The following is a 14,791-nucleotide window of genomic DNA, read 5'->3' on the forward strand; positions in this document are numbered from 1 at the left end:
CCGCGTCCGCGCCGACGTCGGGCGCGGCGTCGGGGGCCAACGCGCCGAAGCCGCCGGGGGCGCCGCTGAAGAACGCGGCGACCGGCACGTGCCTCACCGCGGGCGCGGGTACGGACGGCACCCCGCTGGCGCTGGCGGCGTGCGACGACAGCCTCGTCCAGCGGTGGCACATCAGCCCCGACGGCACCATCCGCGCCAACGACCTGTGCATGGACGCCGCCTGGGGCGGGACCACCCCCGGCACGGTCATCCAGGTCGCGAACTGCAGCGGCAACGTCGCGCAGAAGTTCTCGCTGCGCGGCAGCACCGTCTACTCCGCACACGCGGCCCTGTGCCTGAGCGAGGTCGACAACGGCACCGGCGTCCGTCTGGCCCCCTGCGGCGCGGGCGGCCCCGAAGCCTTCAAACGGCCCTGACCCGAACCTCGGCCCCTCTCCGACGCCTGGCCACCGCGATCGCCGGACGTCGCAGAGGGGCCCTGTCACACCCCCGCTGATGACCCCCCGCATATCCCGGCCTGTCGTCGGCGGGCGCGAAGAGGCAGGCTTGGCTGGACAGGACAAGATCGCCGCCGTCCGCCAGGAGAGAAGAAGCGATGAAGCACATCACCCTGCGTGACCTGGACGTTGCCCGGATCGGCCTGGGCGCGATGGGCATGTCCCACGCCTACACCGGCGCGGGAACCGACGACACGGAGTCGATCCGTACGCTGCACCGCGCCCTGGAACTGGGCGTGACGTTCATCGACACCGCCGAGGTCTACGGCCCCTACACCAACGAAAGGCTCGTCGGCCGCGCGCTCAAGGGCCGCCGCGACGAGGTCGTGCTGGCCACGAAGTTCGGGCTCATCTCGCACACCGGCCGCCAGGGCGCGGACAGCGCTCCCGCGAACATCCGCGCCGCCGTCGAAGGCTCGCTGACCCGGCTGGACACCGACCGCATCGACCTGTACTACCAGCACCGGGTCGACCCCGGCACGCCGATCGAGGACACCGTCGGGGCGCTCGCCGAACTGGTCGCCGAGGGCAAGATCCGGCACATCGGCCTGTCCGAGGCCGGGCCCGAGACCATCCGCCGCGCCCACGCCGTCCACCCGGTCACGGCGGTCCAGTCGGAGTACTCCCTGTTCACCCGCGACCCCGAGGCGCGCGTGCTGCCGGTGCTGCGCGAGCTGAACATCGGCTTCGTGCCCTTCTCGCCCCTCGGGCGCGGCTTCCTGACCGGCACGATCCGCTCCACCGACCAGTTCGACGCCGACGACTTCCGGGCCGACAACCCCCGGTTCACGAAGGAGAACTTCCAGCACAATCTGCGACTGGCCGACGAGGTCGCGGCCGTCGCCGCCGAGATCGACGCCACCTCGGCCCAGGTCGCGCTGGCCTGGCTGCTGGCCCAGGGCGACGACATCGCGCCCATCCCCGGCACCCGGCGCGTCGCCCGCGTCGAGGAGAATTCCGCCGCCGACGCCGTCCAGCTCAGCGCGGAACAGCTCGACAGGCTCAGCAGCCTCCCCCCGGCCGCGGGAGACACCCACAACGAGGCCCAGATGCGCATGATGGAGCGCTGACCCCCGCCGCGGCACGGCTGACGGGCCGCACGGGAGCGCGCGACACGCGGCCGGGGGGCGACGGCCGGGCGGGGGTCCACGGCCGCGCCTCAGCCGTCCTGCGGTGACGGTCCGTCAGACTGAGCGGGACGCGTCCCCGCGTGTCGTCCCCTGCACCCCGAGGTACCGATGACCTTCGGTCTGGCCCGCCGCGAACTGCGGCCGAGAGTTCCCCTGCGGCCGGGCGAGGGGGACAAGCAGCACCTGACCAGCATCGAAGGGCTGGCGGCGCTGTCGCTGGACGCGCTCAGCTCGGTCGCGTACGGGCCCGAGGCGATCGTGCTGGTGCTGATCGCCGCCGGTTCCGGGGCGCTCAGCGCGACACTGCCGGTGACGCTGGTGATCGCCGGGCTGCTCGCGGTGCTGGTGGTCTCGTACGGGCAGGTCATCGCCGTGCACCCGGACGGCGGTGGCGCGTACGCGGTGGCGAAGAAGGACCTGGGGCAGGGCATCAGCCTGCTCGCCGCCGCGAGCCTCGTCGTCGACTACGTGCTCACCGTCGCCGTCAGCCTCGCCGCGGGCGCCGCGAGCCTCGCCTCCTCCTACCCCTCCCTCGCGCCGCACCTGCTGCCGGTGTGTCTGCTCGGGCTCGCCGTGCTCACGGCCGTGAATCTGCGGGGCGTGGCCGAGAGCGCCCGGGTGCTGATGCTGCCGACGGCGCTGTTCATCGCGAGCGTCCTCGGGATCATCGTCTTCGGCCTGGTGCGCTCGCACCCCGTGGCCGTCGTCGGCACTCCCCAGCCCGTGCACATCACCGAGACGTTGGGGCTGTTGCTGCTCCTGAAGGCGTTCTCGGCCGGCTGTTCCTCGCTGACCGGTGTGGAGGCCATCGCCAACGGGGTGCCCGCCTTCCGCGACCCCCGGGTCGGGCGGGCGCAGCGCACCGAGCTGATGCTGGGCGGGCTGCTCGGGCTGATGCTGGTCGGGCTCGCGGTGCTGATCCGCCGCGACCATGTGGCGCCGCGCGGCGACGTGACCGTCCTGGCGCAGCTCACCGCGGGCTCCTTCGGGACCGGCTGGCCGTACGACGCGACGAATCTCATCGTCACCCTGGCACTGGCGCTGGCCGCCAACACCAGCTTCGGCGGGCTGCCGGTCCTGATGAGCCTGCTGGCCCGCGACCACCGGCTGCCCCACCTGTTCGGTCTGCGCACGGAGCGCCCGGTGTACCGCTGGGGCGTGGTCGCCCTCGCGCTGCTCGCCGCGCTGCTGCTGATCGCCGTGGACGCCGACACCCACCGCATGCTGCCGCTGTTCGCGATCGGCGTGTTCATCGGCTTCACCATCAGCCAGATCGGCCTCGTACGGCACTGGCGCGGGGCGCGTCCCCGCGGCTGGCGTCAGCGCGCGATGCTCAACGGCTTCGGCGCGGTGCTGACGGCGGTCGCGGCCGTCGTCCTGCTCGCCGACAAATTCCTCGCCGGGGCCTGGGTGGTGGTGGTCACCGTGCCGCTGCTGATGCTGCTGTTCGCCCGTATCCAGCGCTACTACACCGAGGTCGGGAAGGAACTGGGGCTCGGTGAGGTCCCGCCGCCGGTCCGGCGCACCGTGTCCCTGGTGATCGTGCCGGTCGGCGAGGTCAGCAGGCTCACCCAGCAGGCGCTGACGGCGGCCCTGAACCTCGGCACCGACGCGGTCGCCGTCGCCGTGCAGGGCGACCCGGACAAGGCCCGCGCCCTGCGGGAGAGTTGGGACCGCTGGAATCCGGGCGTACGGCTGGACATCGTGGAGAGCCCGCACCGTTCGCTGGTGCAGCCGATCATCTCGTACGTCGAGCGCGAGGTGGCCAAGGGGCGGCACGTCTGCGTCCTCATCCCCGAGGTGGTGCCGCGCCACCGGCGCTACCAGATCCTCCAGAATCAGCGGGGCCTCCTGCTGGCCTCCGCGCTCAGAGCCCGTACCGACGTCGTGGTGTGCACGATTCCGTACCGGCTGAGTCTGTGAGCGGGACCTGTGAGCGTGCCCTGTCGCCCAACGGGGGCTGTTGCGAGGACGTCGCAGCTGGTCACCTGTGGTATTTCGGGAGTGGCCGCAAGGGGTTCGGTGTGCCACGGTGTCCGACATGGCGGGGACTGAGCACACCCACGGCGAGGCGCACGGCGCCGGTCACACACACGACCACGGTCACGCACGAGGTCGTACGCACCCCGGATCGCGGCTGCGGCACCGGCTCGGGCATCTCCTGCGGCCCCATTCGCACGAGGCGGCGGACAGCGTGGACGCGGCGCTGGAGTCGTCGGCGCGCGGGATGCGGGCGCTGTGGGTGTCGCTCGCGGTGCTGGGCGCGACCGCGCTCGTCCAGGCGCTGATCGTCGTCGTGTCCGGGTCGGTGGCGCTGCTCGGCGACACCGTGCACAACGCGGCGGACGCGCTGACGGCCGTGCCGCTGGGCATCGCCTTCGTCCTCGGGCGCCGGGCCGCCAACCGCCGCTATACGTACGGTTACGGGCGGGCCGAGGATCTGGCCGGGGTCGCCGTCCTGCTGGCCATCGCCGCGTCGAGCGCCTTCGCGGCCTGGACGGCCGTGGACCGGCTGCTCGATCCGCGTACGGTCACCCACCTGTGGGCGGTGTCCGGTGCGGCGCTGGCCGGGTGCGTGGGCAACGAGTGGGTGGCCAGATACCGGATCCGCGTCGGGCGCGACATCGGCTCCGCGGCCCTGGTCGCCGACGGCCTGCACGCCCGTACCGACGGGTTCGCCTCCCTCGCGGTCCTGCTGGGCGCCGCCGGTACGGCCCTGGGGTGGCGCCTCGCGGACCCGGTCGTGGGACTGCTGATCACCGTCGCGATCCTGGCGGTGCTGCGGGACGCGGCGCGCGGGGTGTTCCGGCGGCTGATGGACGCCGTCGACCCCGAACTGGTCGACCGGGCGGAGCGGGCACTGCGCGCGCTGCCGGGGGTGGAGGGCGTCGGGCCGGTCCGGATGCGGTGGATCGGGCACGCGCTGCGGGCCGAGGCCGCGGTCGTGGTCGACCCCGGCATCAGCGTCGTCGCGGCGCACGCCGTCGCCGTACGGGCCGAGCACGCGCTGCTGCACGCCGTGCCGCGGCTGCGGGCCGCGACCGTCCACATCGACCACGCCCCGGCCGGTGCCCACGTCCACGTCCACGACCACGACCACGACCACGGCGTCGCGGACCCGCACGCGCTCCTCGCCCACCACCAGCCGGTCTGACGCCCGGCGGCGGGCGCCGTCCCGTCCCTGGACGAAAGCCGCCGCAGGCGGGAGGCTGGTAAGAGAACGCCGACGCATCCGGCGGTCGGCGGATGGGAGCCCCGTGATGGACGCCACCAGGTCCGATACCGCCCGGCCCGACACGGCCCCGGTCGGCCCCGCCTCGCCCGGACGTCCCGTGGGGCGCGTCGAGATGACCCCGGCCGCCGAAGCGATGGTCGACCAACTGGCCCGGCGGCACGGTCCTCTGATGTTCCATCAGTCCGGCGGCTGCTGCGACGGCAGCTCGCCGATGTGCTACCCGCGCGGCGAATTCCGGGTGGGCGGCGCGGACGTCCTGCTCGGCCGGGTCGCCGGGGACACCCCGTTCTGGATGAGCGCGAGCCAGTACGCGTACTGGAGCCACACCCACCTCACCGTGGACGTCGTGCCCGGCCGCGGCAGCGGCTTCTCGCTGGAGGCCCCTGAGGGCGTCCGCTTCCTCCTGCGCTCCCGCCTGATGACGGACGACGAGGTCGAGCGGATGGAGGCGGAGCCGCCGCTGCCCACCGGGAACACCGTGGACACAGCCGACACCGCGAGCACCGAGGCCACGGGGCAGAACAGCTAGGACGGCCCCGGTGCTCGGGGTCCGGCGCAACCCTCCTGGTCTGCGCTCTCGACCGGACGATCACGTCTCCCTAGGATGGAAGTAGTCACCGCAGCTTTCGATCAACGAACCACCGTGAGGGGCCCGATGGAGCACCGGGACGCACCGCTTTCCGACAAGATAGATGTGACGGTGCCCGCTGTGGCACGCATGTACGACTACTTGCTGGACGGGAAGGACAACTACCCGGCCGACCGCGAGGCCACGGAGCAATTACTCCTCCAGGTCCCCAGCATGAAGGTCTTGGCCCTGAACAACCGCCAGTTCCTGCGCCGGGTCGTGCGCAGGCTCGCGGAGGACTACGGCATCAAGCAGTTCGTGGACCACGGCTCCGGTCTGCCGACGCAGGACAATGTGCACGAGATCGTGCAGCGCATCAACCCCGACGCCCGTGTGGTGTACGTCGACAACGACCCGATCGTGCTCGCCCACGGCCGCGCCCTTCTGGAGCAGAACGAGAACACCGCCGTGCTCCAGGCGGACTTCCGCGACACCGAGACCATCTGGCAGAACGAAGAACTGAAGCGGCTGATAGACCTCGACGAGCCGGTCGCCGCGCTCTTCGTGTCGGTGCTCCACTGCATCCGCGACACCGACGACCCCGCGGGCGTCGTCCGGCGCGTCGCCGACAAGCTGCCCAAGGGAAGCTTCCTGGTGGTCTGTCAGCTCGTCAGCGACGATGCCGAGACCCGGCGCTTCGTCACCGAGTTCATGGACCAGTCCACCGGTGGCCGCTGGGGCGAGGTCCGCAAGCCCAGCGATCTGGCCGGTTTCCTCGAAGGCTACGAGATCATCGAGCCGGGCCTGGTGGAGGTCTCCACCTGGCGCCCCGACGGCGATCTCGGCCTGAAGCAGCCCAGCAAGGAATGGATCGAGTACGGCGGCGTGGCCCGCGTGTAGCAACGCCCACGACAGAGCTTCGGCCCGCACCCCCGGCGAGGGGGATGCGGGCCGGCTTCGTTCTCGGGGCCGCGCTACTTGTAGCGCTTCAGCGCCTCTTCCAGCATCACGCGGCTCTCCACCGGCGTCGCCGCCAGCGCGCTCAACTCGTCCAGCGCGGCACGGTACTTGTCCAGCTCCTCCAGCCGGTCCAGATACATCGCGCTCGTCATGTGCTCCAGATAGACCACGTCGGGCAGGAAGCCCTGGGCGAACCGCAGATACGTGACCGCGGAGCCGGGCGTCGCCGCCGCGCTCGCCGACCAGGACGCGATCTGAAGCCGCACACCCGGCTGGCGCAGCACCACCAGCAGGTACTCCAACTGCTCGCGCATCACCGCGGGGCCGCCGACCGGGCGGTGCAGCACGCCCTCGTCGATCAGCGCCCACAGCACGGGAGCGCCGGACTCCGCCATCCTGCGCTGGCGTTCCAGCCGCAACTCCACGCGCCGCTCGACCTCTTCGGGCGAGGCGAGCCGGTGGCCGCTGCGCACGACCGCCTGCGCGTACGAGGGCGTCTGGAGCAGGCCGGGCACGAACTGCGTTTCATACGTACGGATCACGTGGGCGTCGCGCTCCAGACCGATCAGACCCTGGAGCCAGTCGGGAACGACCTCGCCGTACGGCTGCCACCATTCGGGCTTGGCCGAGCGCTGGACCAGGAAGGCGATCTCAGCCCGTTCCTGCTCCGCGACGCCGTAGAGCGCGAGAAGGTCGTCGACGTCCCTTAACTTGAGGGAGACATGCGCCGTCTCCATGCGGCTGATCTTCGAGGCATGGCCACGGATGCGCTCCCCGGCCTGTGCCGGGCTGACCCCGGCGGCCTCGCGCAGGGCACGCAGATAGTTGCCGAGCACACGTGCCAACGCCTTGGCGCCCATGTCCGGGCGGCGCTCCAGCAGTTGCAGCGGTGATACGAGTTGCGGCTGAGCGGACATGCGGGCTCCCGGTAGAAACTGGACGCACGCCAGTATTGCACTGCGGAGCCCGCTGTCGTGCCCCTACCGGAGTCACAAATTCCCGACTTGACGACGTCGCGCTCAGCCGTCAACTGCTCTTGTCGTCATTCACTCAGACGGACGCGCCTGAGCGTAACCACCTCACGCGGTGAGGAAGTCGAAGTCCCCGTCCTTGGCGCCACCGATGAAGGCGACGATCTCGTCGTGCGTGTAGACGAGCGCGGGACCGTGCGGGTCACGGGAGTTGCGGAACGCAACGCCGCCATCAGGCAGTTTGGCCGCCTCGACGCAGTTGCCGCTCTGGTTGCTCCGCCCGCTCTTGACCCACTCGACGCCCGGGATCTCGTCCGCCCGCACTCCGTTGTCGAACTGCTTCATCCGGCACCACTCCTCTGTGAGTTGTACTCGATCGCTCGCAGTCACAAGCATGCCCGCGACCGCAACTGCGGATGCAATTCCAGATGCAATTGCACTCACAATCGTCTCGCTGATGATACTGACAACGGAGGTGTGATCGAGGCTCCTGAGCCCCACCCGTACGTGAAGAAACGGCGGAGGCCGGGGCACGGACGCCCTCGTACGCGGACAAAACCGGTTGTCCGTCGCGTACGGCTCTGCTGTACTCCCGACCACAGTCCATCGGCCCCCGCACGACCGGACCGGCCGACCGAGCCCAGGAGATGATCATGCGCGGAACTTCAGTCCCCACCCAGACGGCGAATCCCACCGATCCAGAGGACTTGAAGCTTCTTGCGTACGTTGAACCTGGGCATCCTGGCACACGTCGACGCCGGTAAGACCAGCCTGACCGAGCGGCTGCTGTTCGCCGCCGGAGTCATCGACGAGGTCGGCAGCGTCGATGACGGAAGCACACAGACCGACACCCTGGCGCTGGAGCGCCGACGCGGCATCACCATCAAATCGGCCGTCGTCTCCTTCGAGGTCGACGACGTCACCGTCAATCTCATCGACACCCCCGGCCACCCGGACTTCATCGCCGAGGTGGAGCGGGTGCTGAGCGTGCTCGACGGAGCGGTGCTGGTGATCTCCGCGGTCGAGGGCGTGCAGGCGCAGACCCGCGTCCTGATGCGGACGCTGCGACGGCTGCGCATCCCCGTTCTGATCTTCGTCAACAAGACCGACCGCCGCGGCGCCCGCTGCGACGAGGTGCTGCGGAGCATCCGGGCCAAGCTCGCGCCAACGGCCCTCCCGATGGGCAGGGTTGAGGAATCCGGCACGCGGGGCGCGCGCAGCGTGCCGTTCACCGCCGCCGACCCGGACTTCGTCGCCGCTCTGGCCGGCCTGCTCGCCGAGCACGACGACGCGTTCCTCGCCGACTACGTGGCCGACGAGTCCGCGGTCTCGTACACCCGGGTGCGCGCCGAGTTGGCGGCGCAGACCGCCCGCGGACAGGTGCATCCGGTCTTCTTCGGTTCCGCGATCACCGGCGCGGGCGTCGACGCGCTGACGGCCGGTCTCACCGAGCTGCTGCCCGCGGCGGCGGGTGACGCCCAAGGCCCCGTCTCGGGGCGGGTGTTCAAGATCGAGCGCGGCCCGACCGGCGAACGGACCGCGTATGTACGGCTGTTCTCCGGGACGGTACGCACGCGGGACCTGCTGCCGTTCGGTCCGGACAGCGCGGTCAGGAGCGACAAGGGCCACGGGGACAACGCTGCCGACGCTGCTAACAGGGCTGACACGGCCGACGGGGCCGCGTCGGCCTGCGAGGCCAAGGTCACCGGCGTCAGCGTCTTCGAGCGGGGCGCCGCCGTACCCGTCGCGTCCGTCTCGGCCGGGCGGATCGCGCTGCTCAAGGGCCTGGCCGACATCAGGATCGGTGACACGGTCGGCGCTCCGGGCGTCGCTCCCCCGGACGGCCGGCACTTCTCGCCGCCGACGCTGGAGACGGTGGTCGTCCCCTCCCGCGCGGGTGACAGGGGGACGCTGCATGTGGCGCTCACCCAACTCGCCGAGCAGGACCCGCTGATCGATCTGCGGCTGGACGGAGTGCGGCAGGAGATCTCGGTCTCGCTCTACGGCGAGGTGCAGAAGGAGGTCGTCCAGGCCACGCTGGCCGACGAGTTCGGGGTCGACGTCACCTTCCGCGAGACCACGACGATCTGCGTCGAGCGCGTGGTGGGCTCCGGGGAGGCCGTGGAGTTCATCAAGAAGGACGCCAATCCGTTCTTCGCCACAGTTGGGCTGCGCGTCGAGCCCGCGGCGCCGGGATCAGGGACGGAGTTCCGACGCGAGGTCGAACTCGGCTCCATGCCCTACGCGTTCTTCAAGGCCGTCGAGGAAACCGTGCGCGAGACAATGCGGCAGGGATTCCATGGCTGGGAAGTGATCGACTGCGTCGTGACGATGACACACTCCGGATTCTCCAGCATCTTCAGTACGGCGGGCGACTTCCGCAATCTGACGCCGCTGGTGCTGATGGACGCGCTGCGCGGGGCCGGGACCAGGGTGCACGAGCCGATGCACCTCTTCCGGCTCGATGTCCCCGCCGACACCTTCGGCGCGCTGCTGCCCGTCCTGTCCCGGCTCCGCGCCGTACCGCGCGCGCCCGAGCCGCAGGGCGACTCGTACGTCCTGGAAGGCGTGGTCCCGGCCGCGCGGGTGCACGAGCTGGAGCAGTCGCTGCCGACGCTCACGCACGGCGAGGGCGTCCTGGAGTCGGCCTTCGACCACTACGAGCCGGTGGTCGGCGCGGCGCCGGAACGGCCGCGGTCCGATCTCAACCCGCTGAACCGCAAGGACTACCTGTTGCAGGTCCAGCGCCGGGTGAGCGCGGGCCGGGAGGAGGCGTGAGGCGTGTCCGGGCACAGCGGGGCGCGGGACGTGAACGGCGCGGGTCATGACCGCGGGCGTGCCAGGGACGGCCCGGCGGGCGGCGCCGACGATTCGAGCGGGCCCGTAGGCTGAGACCGGCGGAGCCGCCGACCGACAGGCGCGGCACGGCGGATCGGACACGGGTCCGGCCCGGCCGCTGCCGCCCCGCGACCACTCGCACCACCGGATCGGACAGAGCCCATCGTGAAGCCCCGCCCGGCACGTCGTACCGCCACGGCCGACCACGTGTCGGAACGTACGCCCGGACGTACGGCGGCGGACGGCGCGCCCGGCGGTGGGTCCCGCGCCGAAGCCGGTGCCGGTCGGCGGTCGGCGCCGCGCCGCAGGCCGCTCGTCGTCACGGCCGCCGTGGCCGCGCTGCTCGCCGGCACCGCGACCGCCGTCGACCTGGCCGTCGAGCACACCGCGCGCGGCCGTATCGCCGAGGCGGTGGCCTGCCGTCTGAAGCCCTCGGGGCCGGTGACCGCGGAGCTGACCAGCGCCTTCGCCGGGCTCCGGGTGCTCACGGGGAATCTCGGCAGCGCGCACATAGCCGCCGACGGTGTGCGCAGGGACGGCACCGAGGTGAAGGTGACGGTCGATCTGCACGACGTGTCGACCGACGGTACGACCAGCGGCGGCACGGCGACCGCGACCATCGCCTACGCCGAGCTGCAAAAGCGGCTGGCCGCGCGGGACGGCAAGGTCGCGGGGCTGACCGTGGGCGGCGAAGGCGGCGGGCTCGTGCTCACCGGCGGCATCGGCGGTCTGCGCCTGCCCGTCACCGTGCACACCCGCGTCACGACCGGGAAGGACAGCCTCACGGTCACCCCGACCACCGTCCGCGTGCTCGGCCGGGACGTCGCCGTGGCCGATCTGGCGTCGATGCCCGGCGGCGGCGATCTGGCCGCGCGCCTGGGTCCGCACACCGTGGCGCTTCCTGAACTGCCCGACGGCGTCACGCTGACCGGCGCGCGCACCGACGGTACGGGGCTCGCGCTCGCCCTGGATCTCGCGCGGGGCGCGGCGGGCAAGGACAAGGACGCCGCCTGCGCGTGAGCGCCTCAGCGCTCAGTGCGCCGGCGCCTCAGCGCCTCGACGCCGGGTGGGACCGCGTCCTCGCACGCCGCCCACGACACGTCCCCGGCCCGCGGAAATTCCCTCGCGGGGCGGCCGGGTCCGCGCGGTACGGTGCCTGGCATGCCGGAAACCGCAGACCACACGACCGGGCCCGTCACGGCCGAAGACCTCGACCGATCCGTCCAACTCGCCGTCGCCGCCCTGCGCGAGGCGCCCGCGTCGGCGTGGGAGGACCGCAAGGCCGGGTCGCTGGAGTGGGACTGCTGGGAGACCGTCGAGCACCTGGCCGACGACCTGTTCGCGTACGCCGCCCAACTGGGCCCGAGGCAGCCCCCGTTGACCACGGATGTGCCCTTCTCCTGGTCACCGCGACGGCCCGGCGGACCGCACAACGCCATCCACGCGGACCGGAAGGCGGGCCCCGAGGGGCTGTTGCAGGTGCTGGAGGCGACCGGCGCGCTGCTGGTGGCCATGGCGCGTACGGCGTCGCCCGAGGTCCGCGCGCACCACGGCTACGGGGTGTCGGATCCCGAGGGCTTCGCCGCGATGGGCATCGTGGAGACCCTGGTCCACACCTACGACCTGGCGGCGGGGCTCGACCTGGAGTGGAATCCGCCCGCCGACGTGTGCGCGAGGGTGCTGGCCCGGCTGTTCCCGCACGTCCCGCTGACCGCGGACCCCTGGTCCACCCTGCTGTGGGCCACCGGCCGGATCGACCTCCCCGACCACCCGCGCGTCACGTCCTGGCGCTGGTACGGCGCGCCCCGGCCGTAGCCCGCGCCCCGTACGCGGCGGCGCCTCTCCCCCTGCCCGAACATCGAAACGGACATATCGTGCATCCTGTCGCCCCACGCCACTAGGAGGCCCGTGATGTCCGAGCTCATCGTGATCGGTTACCAGGACCCGACCGTCGCCAAAGACGCGTACACCGCCGTGCAGAATCTCCAGAACGACTACGTGGTCAATCTGACCGGTCTGGCCATCGTCTCGGTGGACGAGGAGGGCAAGACCCACGTGGACACCCCGAGCAAGATCGTCGGCGTGTCCGCCGCGTCGGGCGCGCTGTGGGGCATGGTCTTCGGCATCCTCTTCCTCGTCCCCGGCCTGGGCCTGCTCATGGGCGCCGCGATGGGCGGGCTGCTCGGCAAGCTGGGCAAGTCCGGGGTCGACGACCAGTTCCGCGGCCAGGTGCAGGCGCTGCTCAAGCCGGGCACGACCGCGGTCGTGATCATGGCCTCGAAGATCACCGAGGACAAGTTCGCCGACGCCATGCAGACCTACGGCGGCACGCTGCTCAAGACCTCGCTCTCGGACGAGGACGAGGAGGAGCTGTCGGAGCACCTGGCGGGCGCCCAGCAGAAGTGACGCCGCCCCGCGCGGTCCCGCGTCCGTTCAGTGCGGCGGCAGCGGGGCCGCACGGGCGGGGTCGAGGAGCGGCGCGAGCAGGTCGCCCTCGACGCTGAGCCGCGCGGGCAGGTCGGCCAGGGTGAAAGTGAGGTCGTCCGGGGCGTGCGCGGCGGCGATCTCCGGCCAGGACAGCGGGGCGGAGACGGTCGGCGTCGGGCGGGCGCGCACCGTGTACGGGGCCGCGGTGGTCTTGTTCGCCGAATTCTGCGACCAGTCGATGAAGACCCGGCCGGAGCGCGCGGCCTTCGTCATCCGGGAGATCACCCGGTCCGGGTGCCGGGCCTCCAGCTCCTGCGCGACCCGCTTGGCGTAGGCGGTCGCCGTCGCCGGGGTCGCGTCGCGCAGCGCGGCGAACAGGTGCAGTCCCTTGGAGCCGGTGGTCTTGGCCCAGATCTCGATGCCGTCCTCGGCCAGCCGTTCCCTGAGCAGCAGCGCCACCCGGCAGCAGTCGACCACCGTGCGGCCGTCGCCGGGGTCGAGGTCGAGGACCAGCCGGTCGGCGACGCCGGGCTCGGCCGCGCGCCACTGCGGAGTGTGCAGTTCGACGCAGGCCAGATTGGCCGCCCACATCAGCGTCGGCAGGTCGTTGACCTGGACCTGCTCCATGAATTCGCCGCTGCGCCTGACGGACTGCGAGACGGTCACCCACTCGGGCGTACCGGCGGGCGGCCGTTTCTGGAAGAAACGCTTGCCGTCCACGCCGTCCGGGGTGCGGACGAAGCTGACCGGACGGCCGCTGACGTACGGCAGCAGGCCGGTGGCGACGCTCGCGTAGTAGTGCAGCAGCTCGCCCTTGGTGGTGCCGGTCTCCGGCCAGAGCACCCGTTCGAGGTGGCTGACCTTGATCCGACGACCCTCGACTTCCGTGATCGGCATATCATAAAGGTCCCATAGCCTGACAAAAAGGACTCGCTATGCGCAGTGTCTGGTCGGGAAATCTGGCCTTCGGGCTGGTTTCCATACCCGTGAAGCTCGGTTCCGCCGTGTCCAGCCACAAGATCAGCTTCCGGCAGGTCCACCTCACCGACCAGGGCCGGGTCCGGTACCAGAAGACCTGTGAGCTGGACGAGGAGGTCCTGACCGCCGCCGACATCGGCCGCGCGTACGAGACGCCGGACGAGCAGCTGGTCGAGATCACCGACGCCGACCTCAGGGCGCTGCCGCTGCCGACCGCGAAGACCATCGAGGTGAGCGGTTTCCTGGACGCGGCCTCCGTCGACGCGATGCAGCTCGACACCCCGTACTTCCTTGCCCCCGCCTCCCCCGCCGCCAACAAGCCGTACGTCCTGATGCGGGAGGCGCTGGCGCGCGCGGGCAAGGCCGCGGTCGGCAAATTCGCCATGCGCAACTCCGAGCATCTGGCGCTGATCCGTGCGCACGACGACGTCCTGCTGCTCCAGACCCTGCGCTGGCCCGACGAGTTGAACTCCCCCGCCGAGGCCGCCCCCAAGGGCAGTGTCAGCATCAGCGATTCGGAGCTGAAGCTCGCCGACACCCTCATCTCGGCGCTCGGCGAGGCGGATCTGACCACCTATCACGACGACTACGCGCAGGCCGTGGAGGCGCTGGTCACCGCGAAGCTGGAGGGTTCCGAGCTTCCGGCGGCCGAACAGGCGGGACCGGGCAAGGTGGTCGACCTGATGGCCGCGCTGCGCGCTTCGGTGGAACAGGCGAAAGGCGGGCGTGGTGAGGGCGGCGAGGGCGCGGCCACTGAGGAGGACGGCGAGGACGGCGAGCACGCGAGCGTCACTGAGCTGAAGTCGCCGCGTGGGTCCGGGGCGAAGAAGACGGCGGCCTCGAAGAAGGCGAGCGCGTCAAAGGCGGCGGCGTCGAAGGCGGGCGGTACGCGGTCGGCGGGGGCGAGGACGGCGGGCGCTAAGTCCGCGAGCCCGAAGCCGACGGGGACGAAGTCGACGGCGTCGAAGTCCGCGAGCGCCAAGTCCGGCGGCACGTCGAAGGCCGGGGCGCGGAAGAGCACGGCGACGAAGAAGTCCGCCGCCGCGAAGAAGACGGCCGCCTCCCGGCGGAAGGCCGGTTGATCCACCAGACACCCCTCACCCCGCATGATCTTCCCCTGCGCAAGCCGCGTCATCTTCTTGCGTTATTGATCTTTGTTTTTGCGGACCATCCTGTAGATTGCCTCT

Annotated in this window: 14 protein-coding genes; 11 read left to right on the plus strand and 3 right to left on the minus strand. The window is 71.4% G+C overall.

What is annotated here, in order from left to right; genetic code table 11:
• The 6 genes from BGM09_RS11070 to BGM09_RS11095 form a co-directional block, all read left to right on the plus strand.
• Positions 1-416, plus strand: a 416-nt coding sequence (locus BGM09_RS11070) for an RICIN domain-containing protein (protein WP_188281337.1), incomplete at its 5' end; no start/stop codon positions are given.
• 179 nt (positions 417-595) lie between these two features.
• Positions 596-1,567 (plus strand): aldo/keto reductase, encoded by a 972-nt coding sequence (locus BGM09_RS11075; protein WP_188281338.1) that lies wholly within the window; start codon positions 596-598, stop codon positions 1,565-1,567.
• Positions 1,568-1,735: 168 nt separating this feature from the next.
• On the plus strand, positions 1,736-3,550 hold the full coding sequence (locus tag BGM09_RS11080) for an APC family permease (RefSeq protein ID WP_188281339.1): 1,815 nt from the start codon (positions 1,736-1,738) through the stop codon (positions 3,548-3,550).
• 118 nt (positions 3,551-3,668) lie between these two features.
• The gene (locus tag BGM09_RS11085; protein WP_188281340.1) at positions 3,669-4,781 is read left to right on the plus strand and encodes a cation diffusion facilitator family transporter; all 1,113 of its coding nucleotides are present in this window, start codon (positions 3,669-3,671) and stop codon (positions 4,779-4,781) included.
• 193 nt (positions 4,782-4,974) lie between these two features.
• Positions 4,975-5,391: a DUF779 domain-containing protein gene (locus tag BGM09_RS11090; RefSeq protein ID WP_223186653.1), complete on the plus strand. Its 417-nt coding sequence runs from the start codon at positions 4,975-4,977 to the stop codon at positions 5,389-5,391.
• Between the two features lie 126 nt (positions 5,392-5,517).
• Positions 5,518-6,330 (plus strand): SAM-dependent methyltransferase, encoded by an 813-nt coding sequence (locus BGM09_RS11095; protein ID WP_188281342.1) that lies wholly within the window; start codon positions 5,518-5,520, stop codon positions 6,328-6,330.
• Between the two features lie 74 nt (positions 6,331-6,404).
• On the opposite strand, the gene BGM09_RS11100 is transcribed toward BGM09_RS11095, so the two are convergent.
• Positions 6,405-7,307 (minus strand): helix-turn-helix domain-containing protein, encoded by a 903-nt coding sequence (locus tag BGM09_RS11100; RefSeq protein WP_188281343.1) that lies wholly within the window; start codon positions 7,305-7,307, stop codon positions 6,405-6,407.
• A 162-nt stretch (positions 7,308-7,469) separates the two neighbouring features.
• Positions 7,470-7,706 (minus strand): DUF397 domain-containing protein, encoded by a 237-nt coding sequence (locus BGM09_RS11105; RefSeq protein WP_188281344.1) that lies wholly within the window; start codon positions 7,704-7,706, stop codon positions 7,470-7,472.
• A gap of 372 nt (positions 7,707-8,078) precedes the next feature.
• Here BGM09_RS11105 and BGM09_RS11110 point away from each other — a divergent pair, with 372 nt between their 5' ends.
• The 4 genes from BGM09_RS11110 to BGM09_RS11125 all read left to right on the plus strand — a co-directional run bounded on the left by BGM09_RS11110 (position 8,079) and on the right by BGM09_RS11125 (position 12,605).
• Positions 8,079-10,139 (plus strand): elongation factor G, encoded by a 2,061-nt coding sequence (locus tag BGM09_RS11110; RefSeq protein ID WP_188281345.1) that lies wholly within the window; start codon positions 8,079-8,081, stop codon positions 10,137-10,139.
• Between the two features lie 267 nt (positions 10,140-10,406).
• Positions 10,407-11,219, plus strand: coding sequence for an LmeA family phospholipid-binding protein (locus tag BGM09_RS11115; protein WP_188281346.1), 813 nt, complete (start codon positions 10,407-10,409; stop codon positions 11,217-11,219).
• A gap of 141 nt (positions 11,220-11,360) precedes the next feature.
• Positions 11,361-12,014, plus strand: a complete 654-nt coding sequence (locus tag BGM09_RS11120) for a maleylpyruvate isomerase N-terminal domain-containing protein (protein ID WP_188281347.1) — start codon at positions 11,361-11,363, stop codon at positions 12,012-12,014.
• 96 nt (positions 12,015-12,110) lie between these two features.
• Positions 12,111-12,605, plus strand: coding sequence for a DUF1269 domain-containing protein (locus BGM09_RS11125; RefSeq protein WP_188281348.1), 495 nt, complete (start codon positions 12,111-12,113; stop codon positions 12,603-12,605).
• A 27-nt stretch (positions 12,606-12,632) separates the two neighbouring features.
• On the opposite strand, the gene ligD is transcribed toward BGM09_RS11125, so the two are convergent.
• Entirely contained in the window at positions 12,633-13,523 is an 891-nt protein-coding gene (gene ligD, locus BGM09_RS11130) for a non-homologous end-joining DNA ligase (protein ID WP_188281349.1), read from the minus strand.
• A 38-nt stretch (positions 13,524-13,561) separates the two neighbouring features.
• Between ligD and BGM09_RS11135 the strand changes: the two genes are divergently transcribed.
• The gene (locus BGM09_RS11135) at positions 13,562-14,686 is read left to right on the plus strand and encodes a Ku protein (protein ID WP_188281350.1); all 1,125 of its coding nucleotides are present in this window, start codon (positions 13,562-13,564) and stop codon (positions 14,684-14,686) included.
• Positions 14,687-14,791 lie beyond the last annotated feature (105 nt).

This window comes from Streptomyces sp. CBMA29 (assembly GCF_014596445.1).
In the GTDB taxonomy this organism is placed as follows: domain Bacteria; phylum Actinomycetota; class Actinomycetes; order Streptomycetales; family Streptomycetaceae; genus Actinacidiphila.